Origin of the sequence: Imperialibacter sp. EC-SDR9, assembly GCF_902498805.1 — a bacterium.
GTDB lineage: Bacteria > Bacteroidota > Bacteroidia > Cytophagales > Cyclobacteriaceae > Imperialibacter.
The window spans coordinates 203113-219992 of record NZ_LR701577.1 but is presented as its reverse complement, the minus strand read 5'-3'; the positions used below and the strand labels follow the sequence as shown (position 1 = coordinate 219992).

General features: G+C 46.7%; 14 protein-coding genes. 5 read left to right on the top strand and 9 right to left on the bottom strand.

Annotation, left to right across the window (positions count from 1 at the left end):
* Positions 1 to 23: 23 nt before the first annotated feature.
* The 5 genes from GC130_RS06605 to GC130_RS06585 all read right to left on the bottom strand — a co-directional run bounded on the left by GC130_RS06605 (position 24) and on the right by GC130_RS06585 (position 5170).
* Positions 24 to 950, bottom strand: coding sequence for a DUF4835 family protein (locus GC130_RS06605; RefSeq protein WP_193217790.1), 927 nt, complete (start codon positions 948 to 950; stop codon positions 24 to 26).
* Entirely contained in the window at positions 910 to 2106 is a 1197-nt protein-coding gene (coaBC, locus tag GC130_RS06600; RefSeq protein ID WP_193217789.1) for a bifunctional phosphopantothenoylcysteine decarboxylase/phosphopantothenate--cysteine ligase CoaBC, read from the bottom strand. Before coaBC ends, GC130_RS06605 begins: the two co-directional genes overlap by 41 nt.
* A gap of 124 nt (positions 2107 to 2230) precedes the next feature.
* Positions 2231 to 2560, bottom strand: coding sequence for a DNA-directed RNA polymerase subunit omega (locus GC130_RS06595; RefSeq protein WP_151997485.1), 330 nt, complete (start codon positions 2558 to 2560; stop codon positions 2231 to 2233).
* 3 nt (positions 2561 to 2563) lie between these two features.
* A complete protein-coding gene (locus GC130_RS06590; RefSeq protein WP_151997484.1) occupies positions 2564 to 3385 on the bottom strand; it encodes an outer membrane protein assembly factor BamD in 822 nt (273 codons plus the stop codon).
* A gap of 39 nt (positions 3386 to 3424) precedes the next feature.
* On the bottom strand, positions 3425 to 5170 hold the full coding sequence (locus GC130_RS06585; RefSeq protein ID WP_151997483.1) for an OstA-like protein: 1746 nt from the start codon (positions 5168 to 5170) through the stop codon (positions 3425 to 3427).
* Between the two features lie 93 nt (positions 5171 to 5263).
* Here GC130_RS06585 and tilS point away from each other — a divergent pair, with 93 nt between their 5' ends.
* The 3 genes from tilS to mdh all read left to right on the top strand — a co-directional run bounded on the left by tilS (position 5264) and on the right by mdh (position 8182).
* Positions 5264 to 6601: a tRNA lysidine(34) synthetase TilS gene (gene tilS, locus GC130_RS06580; protein WP_151997482.1), complete on the top strand. Its 1338-nt coding sequence runs from the start codon at positions 5264 to 5266 to the stop codon at positions 6599 to 6601.
* Positions 6595 to 7128, top strand: a complete 534-nt coding sequence (locus GC130_RS06575; RefSeq protein WP_226940392.1) for a cyclic nucleotide-binding domain-containing protein — start codon at positions 6595 to 6597, stop codon at positions 7126 to 7128. The genes tilS and GC130_RS06575 overlap by 7 nt, the downstream gene beginning before the upstream one ends.
* Positions 7129 to 7255: 127 nt before the next feature.
* A complete protein-coding gene (gene mdh, locus GC130_RS06570; RefSeq protein ID WP_151997481.1) occupies positions 7256 to 8182 on the top strand; it encodes a malate dehydrogenase in 927 nt (308 codons plus the stop codon).
* Between the two features lie 81 nt (positions 8183 to 8263).
* On the opposite strand, the gene tpx is transcribed toward mdh, so the two are convergent.
* Entirely contained in the window at positions 8264 to 8764 is a 501-nt protein-coding gene (gene tpx, locus GC130_RS06565; protein WP_151997480.1) for a thiol peroxidase, read from the bottom strand.
* A gap of 95 nt (positions 8765 to 8859) precedes the next feature.
* Positions 8860 to 9819: a CPBP family intramembrane metalloprotease gene (locus GC130_RS06560; protein ID WP_151997479.1), complete on the bottom strand. Its 960-nt coding sequence runs from the start codon at positions 9817 to 9819 to the stop codon at positions 8860 to 8862.
* 119 nt (positions 9820 to 9938) lie between these two features.
* On the opposite strand from GC130_RS06560, the gene GC130_RS06555 reads away from it, so the two are divergent.
* Both GC130_RS06555 and GC130_RS06550 read left to right on the top strand, forming a co-directional pair.
* Entirely contained in the window at positions 9939 to 12152 is a 2214-nt protein-coding gene (locus GC130_RS06555; RefSeq protein ID WP_151997478.1) for a M28 family metallopeptidase, read from the top strand.
* Positions 12153 to 12294: 142 nt separating this feature from the next.
* Positions 12295 to 13806 (top strand): FMN-binding glutamate synthase family protein, encoded by a 1512-nt coding sequence (locus GC130_RS06550; RefSeq protein WP_151997477.1) that lies wholly within the window; start codon positions 12295 to 12297, stop codon positions 13804 to 13806.
* Between the two features lie 15 nt (positions 13807 to 13821).
* On the opposite strand, the gene GC130_RS06545 is transcribed toward GC130_RS06550, so the two are convergent.
* Together GC130_RS06545 and GC130_RS06540 are read right to left on the bottom strand one after the other, a co-directional pair.
* Positions 13822 to 14766, bottom strand: coding sequence for an esterase-like activity of phytase family protein (locus GC130_RS06545; RefSeq protein WP_193217788.1), 945 nt, complete (start codon positions 14764 to 14766; stop codon positions 13822 to 13824).
* A 97-nt stretch (positions 14767 to 14863) separates the two neighbouring features.
* A complete protein-coding gene (locus tag GC130_RS06540; protein ID WP_151997475.1) occupies positions 14864 to 16720 on the bottom strand; it encodes a cation:proton antiporter in 1857 nt (618 codons plus the stop codon).
* Positions 16721 to 16880: the final 160 nt, after the last annotated feature.

Sequence of the window (16880 nt, the reverse complement as noted above, 5' to 3'; positions counted from 1 at the left end):
AAAGAATCCCTCACTTCCAACGCTCAATTCTTGAGGATTGCCTGAAGCTTATCGTTTTCTCCCGGGTCTAGTTTGGTCAGGATGTCATAAGCCTGTTGCCGAACCGATCTATCTCCTTGTGAGTATATATTTACCAGTTCATCCAGTTTGGCATCCATGAAAGCGATGGGGTAAATACTATTTGGCCTTACGGCTTTTACTTGTTGGATTTTTTTTAGGGTCTCGAGCATCGCCACCCGGGACTCGTTTGGCTTTTCCTGAAAGAGGTCGAGACCTTTCAGGTGGTAGTCGTAGGATGCTTCACGAAGGGGAATCATGGCAGCGTTCATCAGGTTTTCTGTAAGCCAGTAGCGGTTTCGGTTGTTCCCAAACTGATCCCAACCCACAGCGCCCGACTGCTGGGCGTTGTTAACAACGAGAAAGGCCTTCTCGAAATAGGGTGTGCCCCCCATCTTAGAGTAGGTGTCGTAGTCCATGCCCAGGATGATGTACGCATAGTAGGCCAGCATCGACGTGATATTGCTGGTGAAGGCGTTCTCGTTGAATTGTAGTGGCTGAGACTCCGTGTAGTCAAACTGCCAGTCCCGGTCAGCAAAGTTGAAAACAAGCGATTCGTATCCCGAATTATACACGGGCCTGGCAGACAGCACTTGCACAGCTGCCTTGAAGTTGCCAACGGAGGGCATTTCCTCCATGTTAATGATGATGTTGCAGTTGATCCGCTCTTCTTGCTTGTAAACGTCGTTCGTCCATTTGCGGCTGTTGAAGAACTGGGTAAATGCCTGCTCCATGTCAGAAAAGATCCGGCGTTCGGTGGTTTGCACCTGCTGTGCGTTCACTGTCACTTTGCAATTGAGTTCCTGGGCGTTGGCACTCACTGTCGCACACAAAACGCATGCTATTGCCAGGCTATAAGCCCATTTTCTTACAAACCACGTCAACAATGTCATTGGCCACTTCCTGTTTCGATTTAAGGTCAAATGTGCTGCTTCCATCATGGTCTAAGATAGTAATCTTATTTGTATCGTGGGCAAATCCCGCTCCCTGGTCTTTCAACGAATTAAGAACGATGAGATTGAAGTTTTTCTTGTGCAGCTTTTCCTTCGCATAAGCTATTTCGTTGGTCGTCTCCAACGCAAAGCCGACAGTAAATTGCTTTTTCTTCTTTTTACCGAGCGTAGCTGCAATGTCCGGGTTCTTCACCAGGTGCAAAGTGAGCGTGTCATCGCTCTTCTTAATCTTTTCCTGTGCGGGTGTGTCGGGGCGGTAGTCGGCTACAGCGGCAGCAAAAACGGCGATATCAACATCGTTAAACAGCACCTCGCAAGCTGTCAGCATTTCTTCAGCCGAACGAACCTTCGTGACATTGATAGCCGCATGAGTGGAAGAAAGGGTAGAGGGGCCACTCACCACTTCCACTGTCGCCCCCTGGCTGGCAAACTGCTCTGCCAACGCAAAGCCCATTTTGCCCGTGGAATGATTGCCTATAAAACGAACCGGATCGATTGCTTCGTGTGTTGGGCCAGCCGTGATGAGGACTTTTTTCCCGGCCAGGCGCTGTGTTTTGCTGAAGTACTCCTCCAGATGCTGCACAATATGCTCTGGTTCAGCCATGCGACCCACACCTCTCAGGCCACTGGCGAGCTCGCCATCTTCAGCATCGATGAGCTTATTACCGTAGGACAGAAGCGAGTTGATATTGGCGGTGGTAGATGGATGCTTGTACATGTCGAGATCCATGGCAGGGGCAAAGAACACGGGACAGCGGGCAGAAAGGTAGGTGGCCAGCAGCAGGTTATCGCAAATGCCATTGGCCATTTTCGCCAGGGTGTTGGCACTTGCCGGTGCTACTACCATGGCATCAGCCCAAAGACCTAGCTCCACATGGTTGTTCCAGGTACCGTCGGTAGCGTGAAAGAAGTCGGAATAAACTGCTTTCTTAGAAAGTGTGGAAAGCGTAAGCGGGGTGATGAAGTTTTTGGCGTCGGCAGTGAGAAGTACTTGCACCTCTGCGCCTTGTTTAACGAGTAAACGGGTAAGAAGAGCCGATTTATAAGCGGCAATGCTGCCACAAACACCCAGAAGGATTTTTTTACCTTGAAGCATGTTAATGTAATTGAAAAACTATGAAGCGGCCAAATTCATAACCAAAGGTCACTTTCAGCCGCCTCACTTTCAAATTAACGCTTTTCAGGCTATTCGAAATGAATTTGGTTGAAGGAAAAGCTAATTAAGCTGTTTCCTCTTCTTCGTTTCTTCTGAAATAAAGCTTTCCTTCCAGAAACTCATCTGTTGCCACGATGGTAGGCTTAGGCATCTTCTCATAGAACTTAGAGATTTCGATCTGCTCTCTGTTCTCGAAAATTTCCTCCAGGTTGTCTACGGTAGAAGCGAATTCAGCCAGCTTATTGCTAAGCTCCTCTTTCATTTCTGCAGAAAGCTGTCTGGCTCTCTTACCAACTATTACTACAGACTCATAAATGTTGCCTGTGGGTTTAGCTAGTTGCGCATTATCACGGGTGATAATAGATGCCTGCGAATTTGTTTTGTTAACTGCCATATCTTAGTTACTTGAAATACTTGCTAATTCACGTACCTGCTCGAGGCTGATCGTGTACATATCCTGGGCCTGCCGTACAAATTTACCTTCTGGAAATTTGTCTATAAACTTCTGGTAATAAACAATTGCTTCTCTGTATCGTTCCTCCTGCTTGCTCGGGATGCTTTGCTGAGCATACTCGAACTGACATTTAATACGAAGGAATGATCCCTCTTCATTAAACTCAGAATCTGGAAAATCTACTTCAAAGTTATTGAATGCCACAACCGCCGATTTGTACCTCCTGAGCTGGTAGTACAGGCGGGCATTGTCAAAAGCTTTCTTCTCTAATTTAAGCTGAAGGTCATCTATGATCTGCTGCGATTTATCTTTGTATTCGCTGTACGGGTACTTATTTATAAAGGTTTGCATGGATGCAATGGCCTCATAGGTGCTGCTTTGGTCGAGGTCAGTTACCGGCGACTCAAGATACAGCGAATAGGCATTCATATATTGCGCTTCCATGGCATGCTCACTTCTGGCGTAGGTAGTGGCAAATGTTTTGAAGTAGTGGGAGCTTAATATGTATTGCTTCTGATAATAGTAAGAATAAGCATAGTAGTACTCCGCCAGCTCAGCTTCTTTGGTTCCTTTAATGATAGGGATGATATCTTCAAAAAGCACGTTGGCTTTGTAGTACTCTTCCTCCTCATAATATTTCATTGCCGCATCATACTTCCTTTTCCAGTCAGTGCTCTTCTGGATTTTTCGAAATTCGCTGCAAGAAACTGTGATGAAACCTATCGAAAGGTATAAAAGCGTTACTAAAAGCCGGGTTTTGAACATAAGCTCGCAAAATTAAGTGATGGTCAGCTAATTACCAATCTATTGTTGGCTGTTTTCTTTCTTTTTGACACCAGATGTGCCGTTAGGGTTGGGTTTTTTTGTCGGAACGGCGGTTTTAGATGGTAGAGTACCGCTTGCGTTGTTTGGCGAACCTCCTGCCGCACCCTTCGCTGAACTTGAAGTTGTGCTCACACCGCTTTTTCGGACAGGTTTTGTAGGAGAAGGGTTCTTGATGGCATTGCCCAGGCTGTCGGTTGTGATTTCTTCCGGCGGAACGGGGCTGAGTACCTGTAGAAGAGTAGGCCGTTCACTGGCCCGCCAGGCAAACCCATCCAGCTTTGTGAGCTCGGGCGTAATTTCGTGTGGCGGGTAGAATGTGGCCTCCGGTTTCATGTAGAACGAAATATTATTTAGGTCATTTCCCTTGAACCGCATGGTGATATTGCTGCATAGTATCCGGTTCATGCCCATCAGCAGGCTGTCGCCGTCGCTTAACACATAGTAAATGCTCTCACCGTTGCCATTTACGTCCACTCTCTTGATGGAATTATCAGCAAAGTAAGCCCTCATGTTTCGTCCCTTGACTTGATTAAACTGTTTGAGTGTATCCTGCGAAACGATGAATGCGTCTTTCTGCATGTACATCTCGTCGATCACGTTGTTTTTTAGATACAAACTGATCGTGTCAGATTCTATCTGATTCTTGAAGTTCCACAGCACCGGATCGAAATAGTAGGTGATACTGGAATCGGCAATGAAATAGGCCAGAGAATCGGCTTTACCCTGTAGATTAGACCTGAACATTCGCACATGGTTGTAGGCCAGGATTCTCTTCAGGGAGTCTACATTATCTTCTATGGAGATCAGGGTGTCGGCAGCCAGGTAAAAGGTATCCGCCTGCATCATTTTTTTCATGACCGGATTGCCAAACACCTTCGACAAACCTTTGTTTCTCCAGTAAACTCCCTTTTCGCCAGTGATGATGACATCATTGTTTTTTGCTGTCATTTTCACATGACCAGTAGCGGTGTAGTATTTATTGATGTCGTCAAAAAACAGCTCGTCTCCCTCCAGAATATAGTCTCTGGTGTCGATTTGTCCTTTGATGAATGAAGACTGCTCGGGAATAGTTTTGAACTCTCCACCTTTAGAATAAAGCATGGTGCTGTCGGAAGTGATAATCTCCGTACGCCCGTCGGTGATGGCAATTTTGGTAAGGGTGTTGTACCTGAGTGTATCGGAATGTAGTGTGTATTCCGGGCTTAGTAGTTCGACTTTGCCGTAGAAAGTGGCCCGGTCTTCAAAACCGTAGAAATAGCCCCGGCGGCTTGAAAGTGTGTTATTCAAATCTACCAGCTTACCATTGTTAAAGTAGTTGGCCACACGGGTGTCTAGTTCATAGTCCAGAAAGTCGGTGTAAAGCCTGTTCTCGCCGCTGGTATACACCACATTTTCCCGCATCTGCGCTTTTCTGGTATTACCATCGTAAAAAAGCTTGTTGCCTGTAATAGTCACGGTGTCATTGTCAACAATTCTTACGTGACCAAAAGCCTCCATGGAGTTGGTGGATTTCAGCATCACCGCCGAGTCGCAATAGATGATAGTATTCTTCTGTGAGAAGGTCACATTTTCCCACAACCTTTCATATGAGCCAGCTTTGTCTCTCACCACCATGCCATGCTCTGCCTTGTATTTGAGCTTCTCCTTGCGCTGCGCCTGGGCGGGAAGCGAGATGCCCAGCAGGAAGAAAAAGATGATGAGTATTTGAAAAGAGAATTGCCTCATTGTTTTTGTTAGTGCGTGGCAAAAATAGAGAAAGAACCTTTACTTGCGTAAAGTTCCTTTAGCTGCTTAAACGGCAGGGCCACCAAATGCGGTATGGATATCGAAAATAAACTCCATGAATTAAGAATTTTTATCCGGAAGTACGACCTTTTCAGTGCTGAGGAGAAGATTTTCCTGGCGATTAGTGGGGGAGTCGATTCGGTGGTGATGGGCAGATTGATGGTGGAGCTTGGGCAACCTTTCGGTGTTGTGCACTGCAATTTTAAGTTGAGGGGAGAAGCTTCCGATGGCGACGAGGCCTTTGTGAAGCAAATGGCCAATGAATGGAAGGTACAATTTTTTTCGACCTCTTTTGATACTAAGGCTTTTGCAGAGGAAAATGGCCAGTCGATTCAAATGGCGGCCAGAGAGCTCAGGTACGGCTACTTTTCCACCATAAGTCAGCAACAAGGCAATGCAAAAATTGCCACGGCTCATCACGTGAACGATGCGCTGGAAACCATTTTGCTCAACCTCACACATGGGACTGGCTTTCGGGGGCTTTCTGGCATCACACCGGCCAGAGACCACTTTGTCAGGCCTATGCTGGCATTTACGGGCGAAGAAATAAGAGAAATAGCCGGTGCGCTGGCCCTGAATTGGAGAGAGGATGCCTCGAATGCCAAAGATGACTACGAGCGAAACAAGCTGCGACACCGTGTAGTGCCGGTGTTGGAAGAACTAAATCCTTCTCTCGGAGCTACACTGAAGGACACGCTGGCAAGGCTTTGGGCAACTGACGCAGCCGTTAAGGGAGAACTGGAAGTCTGGCAAGCCCATCATGTGGTGGAAAAGGAAGGTTACACGGAAGTAACACTGAAGGGAGCTGGAGAGCACTCCACGTTTTACGTCTATGAGTACCTGAAGGCTAAAACCTCGCTGGCCTACAAGCCTTTCAAACAATTGCAAGCAAGTATTGAAGAAGGCACTTCCGGCAAACTTTTTTTCACTGATACCCATCAAATCAATTTGGACCGGGGCCGACTTATTATAAGCAGGGCAGGTGGGGATGAGGGTGATGAACCGATTCTTATTGAAGCAAATGACAAGGAGATAATATTTCAACTCGGAAAGCTTAGCTGTGAAAGGTTGGCTATGCCTGTAGCTATTGACAAATCACAGAACCTAGCTTTGTTAGACGCTGACTGCCTACAGTTTCCCCTGGAACTTCGGCGCTGGAGGGAGGGAGACAGCTTTGTGCCACTGGGCATGAGCGGCCAAAAAAAGATCAGCGATTTTATGATTGATGCCAAAATTCCAGTAAACTTGAAAAGCAGGGTATATGTCCTGTTGTCGGGCGGCGAAGTGGTCTGGGTGGTTGGCAAAAGGATTGATGACCGATGTAAGATTACTTCTTCCACAAGCAGGGTGTACAAACTAAGTGTATGTTAAAGAGCATATTGAATCCATTCAGAAGGTCTTATAATTCAGAGGAACTCAACCTTTTTGGCTTTTTGCAAAAAGTGAGGCTGTTCGAAAGGCTGAGCTATGAGGAGATGGCTTTGTTTGTGCCTTACCTGTACCTTAGGCAATATAAAAATGAGGAAGCTGTTTTTTTTAGAGGTGACCCCAGTCATGCGCTTTACATCATTAAGAGTGGGGAGATAGCGTTGAACATCGATGTGAAGGATAAATTCGAGGAGCTGTCCCGGATCTATCCCGGCGATGCCTTCGGAGACAATACTGTGATTGAAAATGCCACCCGAATATTTACCTCCGTTGTGGTGAGCGACAACGCCGAGCTTTATGTGATTCCGCAAGTAAACTTATTGCAGATCATGAATGATAACACGGTGATCAGGGCTAAGGTGATGACCTCGTTTGCTGAGATTTACAACGCCTATTCAGCTAACCTTGTGAAGTCGTACCGAAATCACTTCGGCTTTTTTGACCTGAGCCTGGCTTACAAAAGACGCTAGATATTTGCCGCACATATTTGTTAGCTACCGGGCAGGCCAATTAGTCAAAAGCTTGTTCGAATAATAGCTTGTATTTTATAGCTTTGTCCCGATTATTAAATGGTTCAACTCCTAAAAAAATAGACATATGAAAATTACCGTTGTTGGCGCTGGAAACGTGGGGGCCAGTGTAGCTGAATACGCAGCCATGAAAGAACTGGCTGACGAAATTGTGATCCTCGATATCAAGGAAGGCTTTGCGGAAGGCAAGGCAATGGACCTCAACCAATGTGCAACTCTCAATGGATTCAACTCGAGAATCCTTGGTACTACTGGCGACTATAGCAAAACAGCCGGATCGAAAGTAGTAGTAATCACGTCAGGCATCCCAAGAAAGCCAGGCATGACCCGTGAAGAGTTGATCGGCACCAATGCTGGTATCGTCAAGTCAGTAACTGAAAATGTGCTCAAGCATTCTCCGGAGGCGATTATAGTGGTGATCAGCAACCCTATGGACACGATGACCTATCTCGCTGTTAAAACAAGCGGTATACCTAAAAATCGCATTATTGGCATGGGCGGCACCCTTGATAGTGCTCGTTTCCGCTACAGGTTGGCTGAAGCGCTTAACTGCAATGCCAATGACGTGCAGGGTGTTGTAGTGGGCGGACATGGCGATACCACCATGATTCCTTTGACTCGTCTGGCTACTTATAATTCAACACCTGTATCCAACTACCTTTCAGCAGAGAAGCTTGAAGAAGTGTCGAAAGCTACGATGGTGGGTGGTGCCACGCTTACCGGCCTGTTGGGTACTTCAGCATGGTACGCTCCGGGAGCATCGGGAGCAGCCGTGATCGAGGCCATTGTGCGTGACCAGAAAAAACTAATGAGCGCCTCGGTGTATCTCGAAGGAGAATATGGTCAAAAAGACATCTGCGTAGGTGTGCCTGTGATCATCGGTAAAAACGGATGGGAAAAAGTGGTGGATTTCAAGCTCAATGCTGAAGAAAAAGCCAAGTTTGAGGCCAGCGCAGCAGCTGTTCGTAATATGAACGATGCTCTGGCACTTTAGTATTTAAACAGCAAGTACAAAAAGGCACCGGAGAATTCACTCTGGTGCCTTTTTTATGACCCATTCAGGGCATTCAATTGTTTAAATCGCTTTCAGCGCAGCCTCATAATTTGGCTCCTGACCGATTTCCGGCACAAGTTCGGTATATGCTACCCGGCCTGTTTCATCTATCACTACCACAGCTCTTGCGTCGAGCCCCTGGAACCCGCCGTCGATAATTTCTACACCATAGGCTTTGCCGAAAGCGTTGCCGTCTCTGAAGTTAGACAGCGTGATGACGTTGTCCAGCCCCTCGGCGCCACAAAACCTTTTGGCGGCAAATGGTAAGTCTTTGCTAATACACAAAACGACTGTATTGTCGAATGATGATGCTTCTTTGTTGAACTTTCTGATCGAGGTGGCACATACCCTTGTATCTACGCTGGGGAAGATGTTTAGGATCACTTTCTTTCCTTTGAAGTCAGACAAAGATGCCTCCGACATATCTGCTTTTACCAATTTAAAATTTGGTGCTGAAGACCCTACTACAGGAAGTTCGCCAATAGTGGTGCATGGGTTTCCACCCAATGTAATTCTAGCCATCTGAATAATCTGTTAACGGTTTATGTGAGTAACTAAATAATGAATGCTTTGTTAGAATACCGAGACGAGGGGGAAATAATTCCAAGTCCAAATCATTAACTCATTTTGGAGACAAAAATCAGGACGGCTATCAGATCGACGATAGCATGGATACCAATGGCATACATCATTCCCAGCCTAATGCGGAGAAGGCTAAAAAGAAAGGCATAATTGAAGTAAGGAAATAGGACGACAGGCAGAAGTATGAAGCTTTGGGGCTCCCAGCTATAATTTCTAAGATGTGAGACGGCGAAGATAATAGCTGACAAGTAGAATATTCTTTTGAAATCGGTTTGCCAGATATTTTCAAGAAACTTAGTGACAGTCGGAGAATTGCTGAGAGGTATGTAAATAATGGCTGAGAATGCTCCCAGCATGATAAAAGTGAAGAGTAGTTGCCCGGTAATGCCAATACCCTCAAAATAGTTAGGGTAGAGCAACCTGGCGAACGTATTGATAATGAAATACGAGCAGATCATAGACACGGAGATGTTTGCATATCTTTTGTTGAACCTGCCAAGAAAAAGCCGAAAGGCAAATTCCTCAACCAGTCCTACTAGTGGTGGCATTAGTATTACAAACATGATCAAATCTACTTGATTCATGTTTTCGCTAGAAAAAAGGGGCTTACTTGTTGGGAAGGAGACCTCGGGGATTTTTGCCAGCAGGGGCAGCAAGTACACTACAGGTAGATACATGAGAATTGATACTGCATAGAACCTCAAGGCAATCATTGCCTTACCTGCGAGCCCAGCATCGATAGCGTGTATATCTGGGTGAAGAATGAACCTGACATAGTGCCTCAGAAACCGAAACCTCTTCTTTTTTCTTCCTGTTTTTTGTTCGCCGGCAGGTTGCGTGGCGCCGACAGGCACTTCTACCTCTATTTGCCTTTCTTTCAACACCGCCATGGCGGCCTCAATAGCTTCAGCAGTATACTTCTGACTTTCAGCGATTACCTGCTTAAGGTCTTTAGTGGAGCGCTTGTTCATACTCGCCAAAAATGGATTGGTCATTTGCTCGCTGTCGGATAATCGTTATTCCAAAAAGCACCACTCTTCAAGTGATATTTCCTTCATTGTACAAGGCTACTCTCTCAGGTTAATTTCTTTCTATATTAAAGAAAAAAAAACGAATGAAGAGATTTACTACTTTTCTATCCTTTCTGGCTTTTGGCTTGTCTGCCACTGGTGCTTTTGCCCAGGACAAAGCCGTTATGGGCTTCAAAGATCCGGCTACTGAGCTGGAGCTGGAGAAAAAATTTGATCAGCAGCTAAAGGCTGAAAACCTCGATCAGTGGTTAAAGCGTATGTCGTCGAGGCCACACCACGTGGGGTCGCCTTTTGACAAAGACAATGCTGATTTTATGGCTGCGATGTTTAAATCGTGGGGCTACGACGCTGAGGTAGTGAGCTACGATGTGCTTTTCCCCACGCCCAAAGTGAGGCTGCTGGAGATGACAGGCCCCACTCGCTTTAAGGCAGGGCTTGTTGAGCCAGCACTTAAAGAGGACGCCACATCCGGGCAGACCAAAGAGCAACTGCCCGTGTACAATGCCTACTCTGCCGATGGCGATGTGACTGCCGAGCTGGTCTATGTCAACTACGGCGTGCCAGCCGACTACAAGGAGCTTGAAAAGGCGGGTATAGATGTAAAAGGCAAGATTGTGATAGCCAAATACTATGGCTCTTGGAGGGGCATCAAACCCAAGCTCGCTGCTGAAAAAGGTGCCATTGGTTGCATCATTTATTCTGACCCGGCCGACGATGGCTATGTGCAGGGCGATGTGTATCCTGAAGGGCCTTACAGAAGCGAGCATGGTGCTCAGCGTGGTTCAGTGATGGATATGCCGCTGTACCCAGGAGACCCTTTGACGCCAGGAGTCGGTGCAACGAAAGACGCAAAAAGGCTCGATATCAAGACGGCGCCGACATTGACTAAAATTCCTGTGATTCCCATCTCTTATGGCGATGCAAAGCCGCTACTGGATGCCCTGGGAGGCCCTGTAGCTCCCGCTTCCTGGAGAGGTGGCCTGCCAATCACGTATCACATAGGTCCGGGCCCGGCAAAGGTTCACCTGAAACTTGAATTCAACTGGGATATCAAGCCGGCCTACAATGTAATTGCCAAAATGAAGGGCAGCGAATTTCCCGATCAATGGGTGATTCGTGGCAACCACCACGATGCGTGGGTAAATGGTGCTGCCGACCCAGTCAGTGGTATGGTGGCGTTGATGGAAGAGGCCAGGGCTGTTGCCGAACTGACCAAAACAGGATGGAAACCCAAAAGAACGCTGGTTTATTGCGGCTGGGACGCCGAAGAGCCCGGCTTAATTGGCTCTACCGAGTGGGCTGAAGATCATGCTGCAGAGCTGAAAGAGAAAGCGGTTGCTTATATCAATACCGATGGAAATGGCAGAGGGTTCCTTTTTGCAGGTGGATCGCATACGCTCGAAGAGCTGGTAGGAGAGGTGGCGGCCTCTGTCACCGACCCGCAAAAAGGGGTGACGCTGGCAGAGAGACGAAAGGCATTTGACATTGTGAACTCAGGCAAGCCAGACCACAAAGGGTTCCAAATAAGCGCATTAGGGTCAGGGTCTGACTTTACCCCGTTTATTCAGCACTTGGGTATCGCCTCGCTCAACGTCGGCTTTGGTGGTGAAAGCGGCGGAGGAGAGTACCATTCCATTTACGACTCTTACGACCACTATTCCAGGTTCCAGGATCCTGGGATGGTGTATGGAGTAGTGCTGGCACAGGTTTGCGGGCGTTTGACCATGAGGCTTGCCAACGCCGATATTCTTCCTTTTGAGTTCGATCATTTCTATAGCACTGTTGCCACTTACGCCGATGAGGTAATGAAGCTGCCGGAGCAAATGAGAAAGGAAGCAGAAAAGATCAACGGTATGCTAAAGCAGAACTACTACGACCTGGCTGCCGATCCGAAACAGCCTAACTATAAGCCACTACCCCCCAAGGAAGTGCCTTATCTTAATTTTAGCCCATTGCAAACATCACTGGCAACATTGAAGGAAAAGGCAGCTGTGGTGGAAGGCTTGCTCAAGGCGGGAAGCATAGAGCCAGCCAAATGGGCGAAAGTGAATGAGTTGCTCTATCAGTCGGAGAGGACATTGATTGATGAGAGCGGACTGCCCAGGAGAAATTGGTTCAAGCACGAGATTTATGCGCCAGGTTTTTACACAGGATATGGCGTAAAAACGCTTCCGGGTGTGAGAGAAGCTATAGAGCAAGAGGAATGGGCAGAAGCTCAGGAAGAGATAATCACTTTGGCTGCAACGCTTGACAAGTTCAACAGCCACCTCGATAAGATCATTGCCGCTGCAAAGTAATTGCCCCCCGGCAGCATCCTCGCCATAGGATGCTGCCGGATTAATGTGGGAAACCACAATTTTTAAAATATTATTTGGCTAGCTCCGTGAAATCTGCTCAAAGATTTCAATCTTTAAGAATTTACTATCAACCCTAGTCAGTATGAGACACCTATTCTACAGGTTCATTGTGATCTCTGTAATTTTTATTGGCATTGTAAGCTATTTCTGGCCCCCCATGTTGTGGGCATTTATCGTTATTGGCCCATTGATTTTTGTGGGCATTATGAACAGGCTTCAGAAGAGCCACACTATCCTCCGAAATTTCCCAATTCTGGGATACTTTCGTTATCTGTTTGAGCTGATTTCTCCCGAGATTCAGCAGTATTTCATTGAAAAGTCAACGGATGGAAAGCCATTTAGCCGCAATCACCGTGCGCTGGTGTATCGCAGGGCAAAAAATGTGAACGCTACTCACCCTTTTGGCACTCAACTGAATATCAACGATGAACACTATGAAGGGATAAGGCACTCGATATATGCCACGGAGCCTGTGAAGGAGTTTCCGAGGGTAGATATAGGAAGTAAATTTTGTAAGCATCCCTACAGTGCTTCTGTGCTCAATATCTCGGCTATGAGCTTCGGGTCGCTGAGCAAGAACGCCATTCTTGCCCTGAACAAGGGGGCAAAAAAAGGCAACTTCTACCATAATACTGGCGAGGGTGGTCTTTCACATTACCACCTCGAGGGAGGAGGAGACATTACCTGGCAGATAGGAACCGGATACTTTGGCTGCCGCACACACGATGGAGATTTTGATCCCGACGAATTCAAGAAAAAGGCTGCTACTCCCCAGGTAAAGATGATTGAAATCAAGCTTTCGCAAGGGGCGAAGCCTGGCCACGGTGGTGTGTTACCCGGATCAAAGAATACCGAAGAAATTGCAAAGATCAGAGGTGTGAAGCCTCATACCACTATTATTTCACCCCCCAGCCATAAGAAATTCAGCGATGCAAAAGGCCTGGTTCATTTTATCGCCGAGCTACGTGAACTTTCCGACGGGAAGCCGATCGGTTTTAAGCTTTGCGTGGGACGGACGGAAGAGTTCATTGAGCTATGTAAGGAAATGAAGGAAGAGGGTGTTTGGCCAGACTTTATTACTGTTGATGGGGCAGAAGGCGGCACTGGAGCAGCTCCACTTGAGTTCTCAGACTCCGTGGGCATTCCGCTTGAGCCTGCACTGATATTTGTGCACAGCACGTTGAAAAAGTTCGGATTGAGAGAAGAAGTAAGGGTAATTGCCAGTGGCAAGGTGCTTACCGCTTTTTCTATTCTACGGATGAAAGCATTGGGAGCAGATATTTGTAATTCTGCCAGGGCGTTTATGTTCAGCATCGGCTGCATTCAGGCGCTGCGTTGCAATACCAACGATTGCCCCACGGGAGTTGCTACACAAGACGGTGAGCTGGTCAAAGGCCTAGTGGTCACTGACAAGGCTGAAAGAGTATACAACTTTCACCATAATACTATTGAAGCGGTGCTCGAGTTGCTGGGAGCTTGTGGCTGTAAGCATACTGAGGAAATCAACATTAGCATGTTTGTAAAAGGTGACGAAATGGTGGCCCTTACTAATCGCTACTTCCCCGATTCGGTATTGAACAGGGTAGACGAATAAGGAAGAGCTTAAAAGTTAGAACTTAGTCACCTTCAGAGCGACCAGCTGAGTGGGGGTGCGGTTGCCTTTGTTGCCGAAATTGTTGTCCGAAACCAGTAGAAGGTATTGGCCGTCAGGGGTGAAGGTGGCCCCCTCGATATTATTGACTTTGTAGGGTTGTCCGCCCAGCTTGAGGTCTTGACTGAATGAGAAAATCTTTTCAGGCACCAATACCGGCTCTCCTGACTGTGGACAGTCAGAGTCATTATTTTTGGATGCTTCAATCAACGTAATCTTGTAAATATTCACTTCGTTGCGATCCTCGGCTTTCAGGTAGTCCCGCTCGATGACCAGCAACTCATAGTCGCTCAGAGCCACCAAAGAGCTAATGCCATTGCCTTTGGTATTCCACTGCATTTGATACCAGTATGTTTTAGTGCTATGATCTGCCAATGAGTACTCAAGAATTGGTAAGATGCTCCGGCACCCGCTCGTTGGCAGCGCCCTTTCCATAGCCAGGAAAAGCTTCTTGCGATCGGGACTGATGGTGAGCCCCTCAAAGCCGCTATTGTCGTACATTTCTCCATAGTATTTGACGGGCAGGTCTTTGATGTTTTGGAGTTTTCCTGAAGCGTCGGCTTGCCACACAAGTGTCTTTTCTACATTGTCAATATCCCTCTCATCGGATACAAACATGCTTGATCCAGAAAGCGCCATTCCCTCACCACGAATTTGGCTTTCCGCCAGATAGTATACGTCTTTGTAAACGATGCTCAGGCTCTTTATTGGGTCGATGCTAAATGTGTAGTACCTGGCTGGAAGGCCATCGGACAGTAAATAGTAGTCACTTTCGTGCCCGGAATATGTGATGGCAGAAATGCCTCCAAAGGGCTTTTCCTGGCCTTCAAAAACGCCCGATGTATCGAACGGGATTTCAACAAAGAATGAGTGTTCGGTGTCAAAAGAGACTTGTGCGTCCACCCAATGCGAGATACAAAAACAATTGAAAAGGAAAGCGAGTGAACAGGTTAGTCGACGGGTTAATTTCATCGCTCCAATTTATATATATCGAAACCGATTATTCCAATTTATTGCGGAATTCTTCGAGCGCCTGGGTGTTTCCAATCACTGTAATTACGTCGCCCAACAATAACTGTGTATCCCCGTGCGGGATGAAAATCTCGTTGTTTCGACGGAACATCACCAGAGAGCCCGAGGGAGGAAAGGCTATTTTTTTTACTTTTTCTCTATCGTGTTGAGAATTGCTCATGAGAATTTCTTCTACCCTGTATAATCCAAAACTTTCTGAAAAGGCCTGGTAGGAGTCGGGCCTCATGATTAGGTTTTCCACATGGCTGGCAAGCGTGTCTTCAATGTTCACCAGCTTCACTCCCGAGGTCTCACTAAAGAGTGTGGAGTGCTTGTCCTTCGTAAGCGTGATGGTTTTTTTGTGATTCAGCTCTTGTTCCAGAAACAAAGCCAGGTTCTTGTTCATGGCAAATGAATCAGTCAGAATAACCACCTGGTCGGTCGGTCTTATCTTCAGTTTACGAAGGTAGTAGGTGTCCAGGTTAGGCACATAGGCTGCTTGAATTCCTTTTTCCTTTAACGCTTCGACATCTTCTGCGGCGGTTACCACGGTAAAGAGGTTCAAACCATGCAATTTCAAACGTTCTGCGAGCAAAAGACTTGCTTTGCTGCCTCCAAACAAATACAAATTGAAATTCACTTCGCCTTCGCTGTGAAGCAATTTGTAAAGCATAGGAGCCAAAACGGATGCGAGGATCGAAGCAGCTACAATGCCGGAATTTGTAGACTGGCTGATTACGCCAAGCGAGAGGCCTATTTGAGCAGTAGCTATACTCAGCCCCATTCTCGATGACAACAGGAGGCCTCCTGAAAGGGCTTTTTTCCATCCAAATATCTTTGCCATGGCAAAAGCAGGCAGCACCTGAGTGATAAAGAATCCGGCCAAAATGGACAGGGTTAATGGGATTGATCTTTGAAACTCACTCAGGGCAGAGATGTCGAGATTGACACCCACCATCACAAAGAAAATGGGAATAAAAAACCCATAGCTCATGCCGTCAAGCTTAAACATGAGAGCGGATCGCTGCTTGTTCAAAAACATGGAGAGGAGAGAGCCTGCAAAGAAGGCACCTAATACAAGTTCTGTTTTGATAAGGTAGGCCACCACCACGAAGGACAGCAGTAACGCAACGGTACCACGAATTCTGATTTGGGAGGCGGCGTGTTCAAGGGTGTAAAGTAATTTTTGAAACGTACGTATCCCTATCAGCCATCTCCCTGTTTTGTAAGCAACAAAGAAAACCACAAAGATGACCAGGAAGAGAAGAAGCTCAGATTCAAACCCATTCTTCAGGATTCCTGAATAAATAGAAATCAGAATAATGCTCATGATGGTGGCAATGGCGCCAACCATCAAAATGATTTTTCCAAATTTTCGGCTAAGCTCGCCGTCAGCTTTAATAATAGGGACAATAACGCTTAGTGCTACTGTAGGAAGAAGCAGGGAGAAGAAAACGATGTCGGTGTCGAAGAAAAAATGCAGAAGCCAGGAAAATGGGACGGCGAATAAGAGAGATCCCGTGTAGATGGTGATAGCCAGCAACATTGAATTGCTTACCAGATCTATTTTTCTGATTTTTTTTGGAATCGAGCGGTATATTTCTCCAAGGTCAATTTCGAGCCCCGAAAGAAATATAAGGAACAGAAAGCCCGAGTAAGCTAGAAACCGCATGTAGGGAGTTTCTTCAATCCAGTCAAGCACGTAGGGGCCAATGATAACGCCCACAATGATCTCGACAATGACCGCCGGGATTTTGGTCACCCTCCCCCAGGTCAATGCCATAGGTACCAGCCAGGCTACCACCATGATTATAAAAAGAGGAAGGTAATTAATGCTATTTTCCATAACGAAGGTTGACTTTTGGGTTAGGTCGACCCCCAATATAACAACCACAGACTGTAATCAGAATTTTCCCGGCCCGTAATCGGCGGCAGGGTTGGTGGTGGCAGCCGAATATGCTTTTTTCTTCAGGCTTCGCAATAAGAAACATTTTCGCTTTTTGGTG

Excerpts from the sequence above, each read along its gene's own strand:
- GC130_RS06605 (WP_193217790.1), bottom strand. The coding sequence starts at position 950 with ATGACATTGTTGACGTGGTTTGTAAGAAAATGGGCTTATAGCCTGGCA.
- coaBC (WP_193217789.1), bottom strand. The coding sequence starts at position 2,106 with ATGCTTCAAGGTAAAAAAATCCTTCTGGGTGTTTGTGGCAGCATTGCC.
- GC130_RS06595 (WP_151997485.1), bottom strand. The coding sequence starts at position 2,560 with ATGGCAGTTAACAAAACAAATTCGCAGGCATCTATTATCACCCGTGAT.
- GC130_RS06590 (WP_151997484.1), bottom strand. The coding sequence starts at position 3,385 with ATGTTCAAAACCCGGCTTTTAGTAACGCTTTTATACCTTTCGATAGGT.
- GC130_RS06585 (WP_151997483.1), bottom strand. The coding sequence starts at position 5,170 with ATGAGGCAATTCTCTTTTCAAATACTCATCATCTTTTTCTTCCTGCTG.
- tilS (WP_151997482.1), top strand. The coding sequence starts at position 5,264 with ATGGATATCGAAAATAAACTCCATGAATTAAGAATTTTTATCCGGAAG.
- GC130_RS06575 (WP_226940392.1), top strand. The coding sequence starts at position 6,595 with ATGTTAAAGAGCATATTGAATCCATTCAGAAGGTCTTATAATTCAGAG.
- mdh (WP_151997481.1), top strand. The coding sequence starts at position 7,256 with ATGAAAATTACCGTTGTTGGCGCTGGAAACGTGGGGGCCAGTGTAGCT.
- tpx (WP_151997480.1), bottom strand. The coding sequence starts at position 8,764 with ATGGCTAGAATTACATTGGGTGGAAACCCATGCACCACTATTGGCGAA.
- GC130_RS06560 (WP_151997479.1), bottom strand. The coding sequence starts at position 9,819 with ATGACCAATCCATTTTTGGCGAGTATGAACAAGCGCTCCACTAAAGAC.
- GC130_RS06555 (WP_151997478.1), top strand. The coding sequence starts at position 9,939 with ATGAAGAGATTTACTACTTTTCTATCCTTTCTGGCTTTTGGCTTGTCT.
- GC130_RS06550 (WP_151997477.1), top strand. The coding sequence starts at position 12,295 with ATGAGACACCTATTCTACAGGTTCATTGTGATCTCTGTAATTTTTATT.
- GC130_RS06540 (WP_151997475.1), bottom strand. The coding sequence starts at position 16,720 with ATGGAAAATAGCATTAATTACCTTCCTCTTTTTATAATCATGGTGGTA.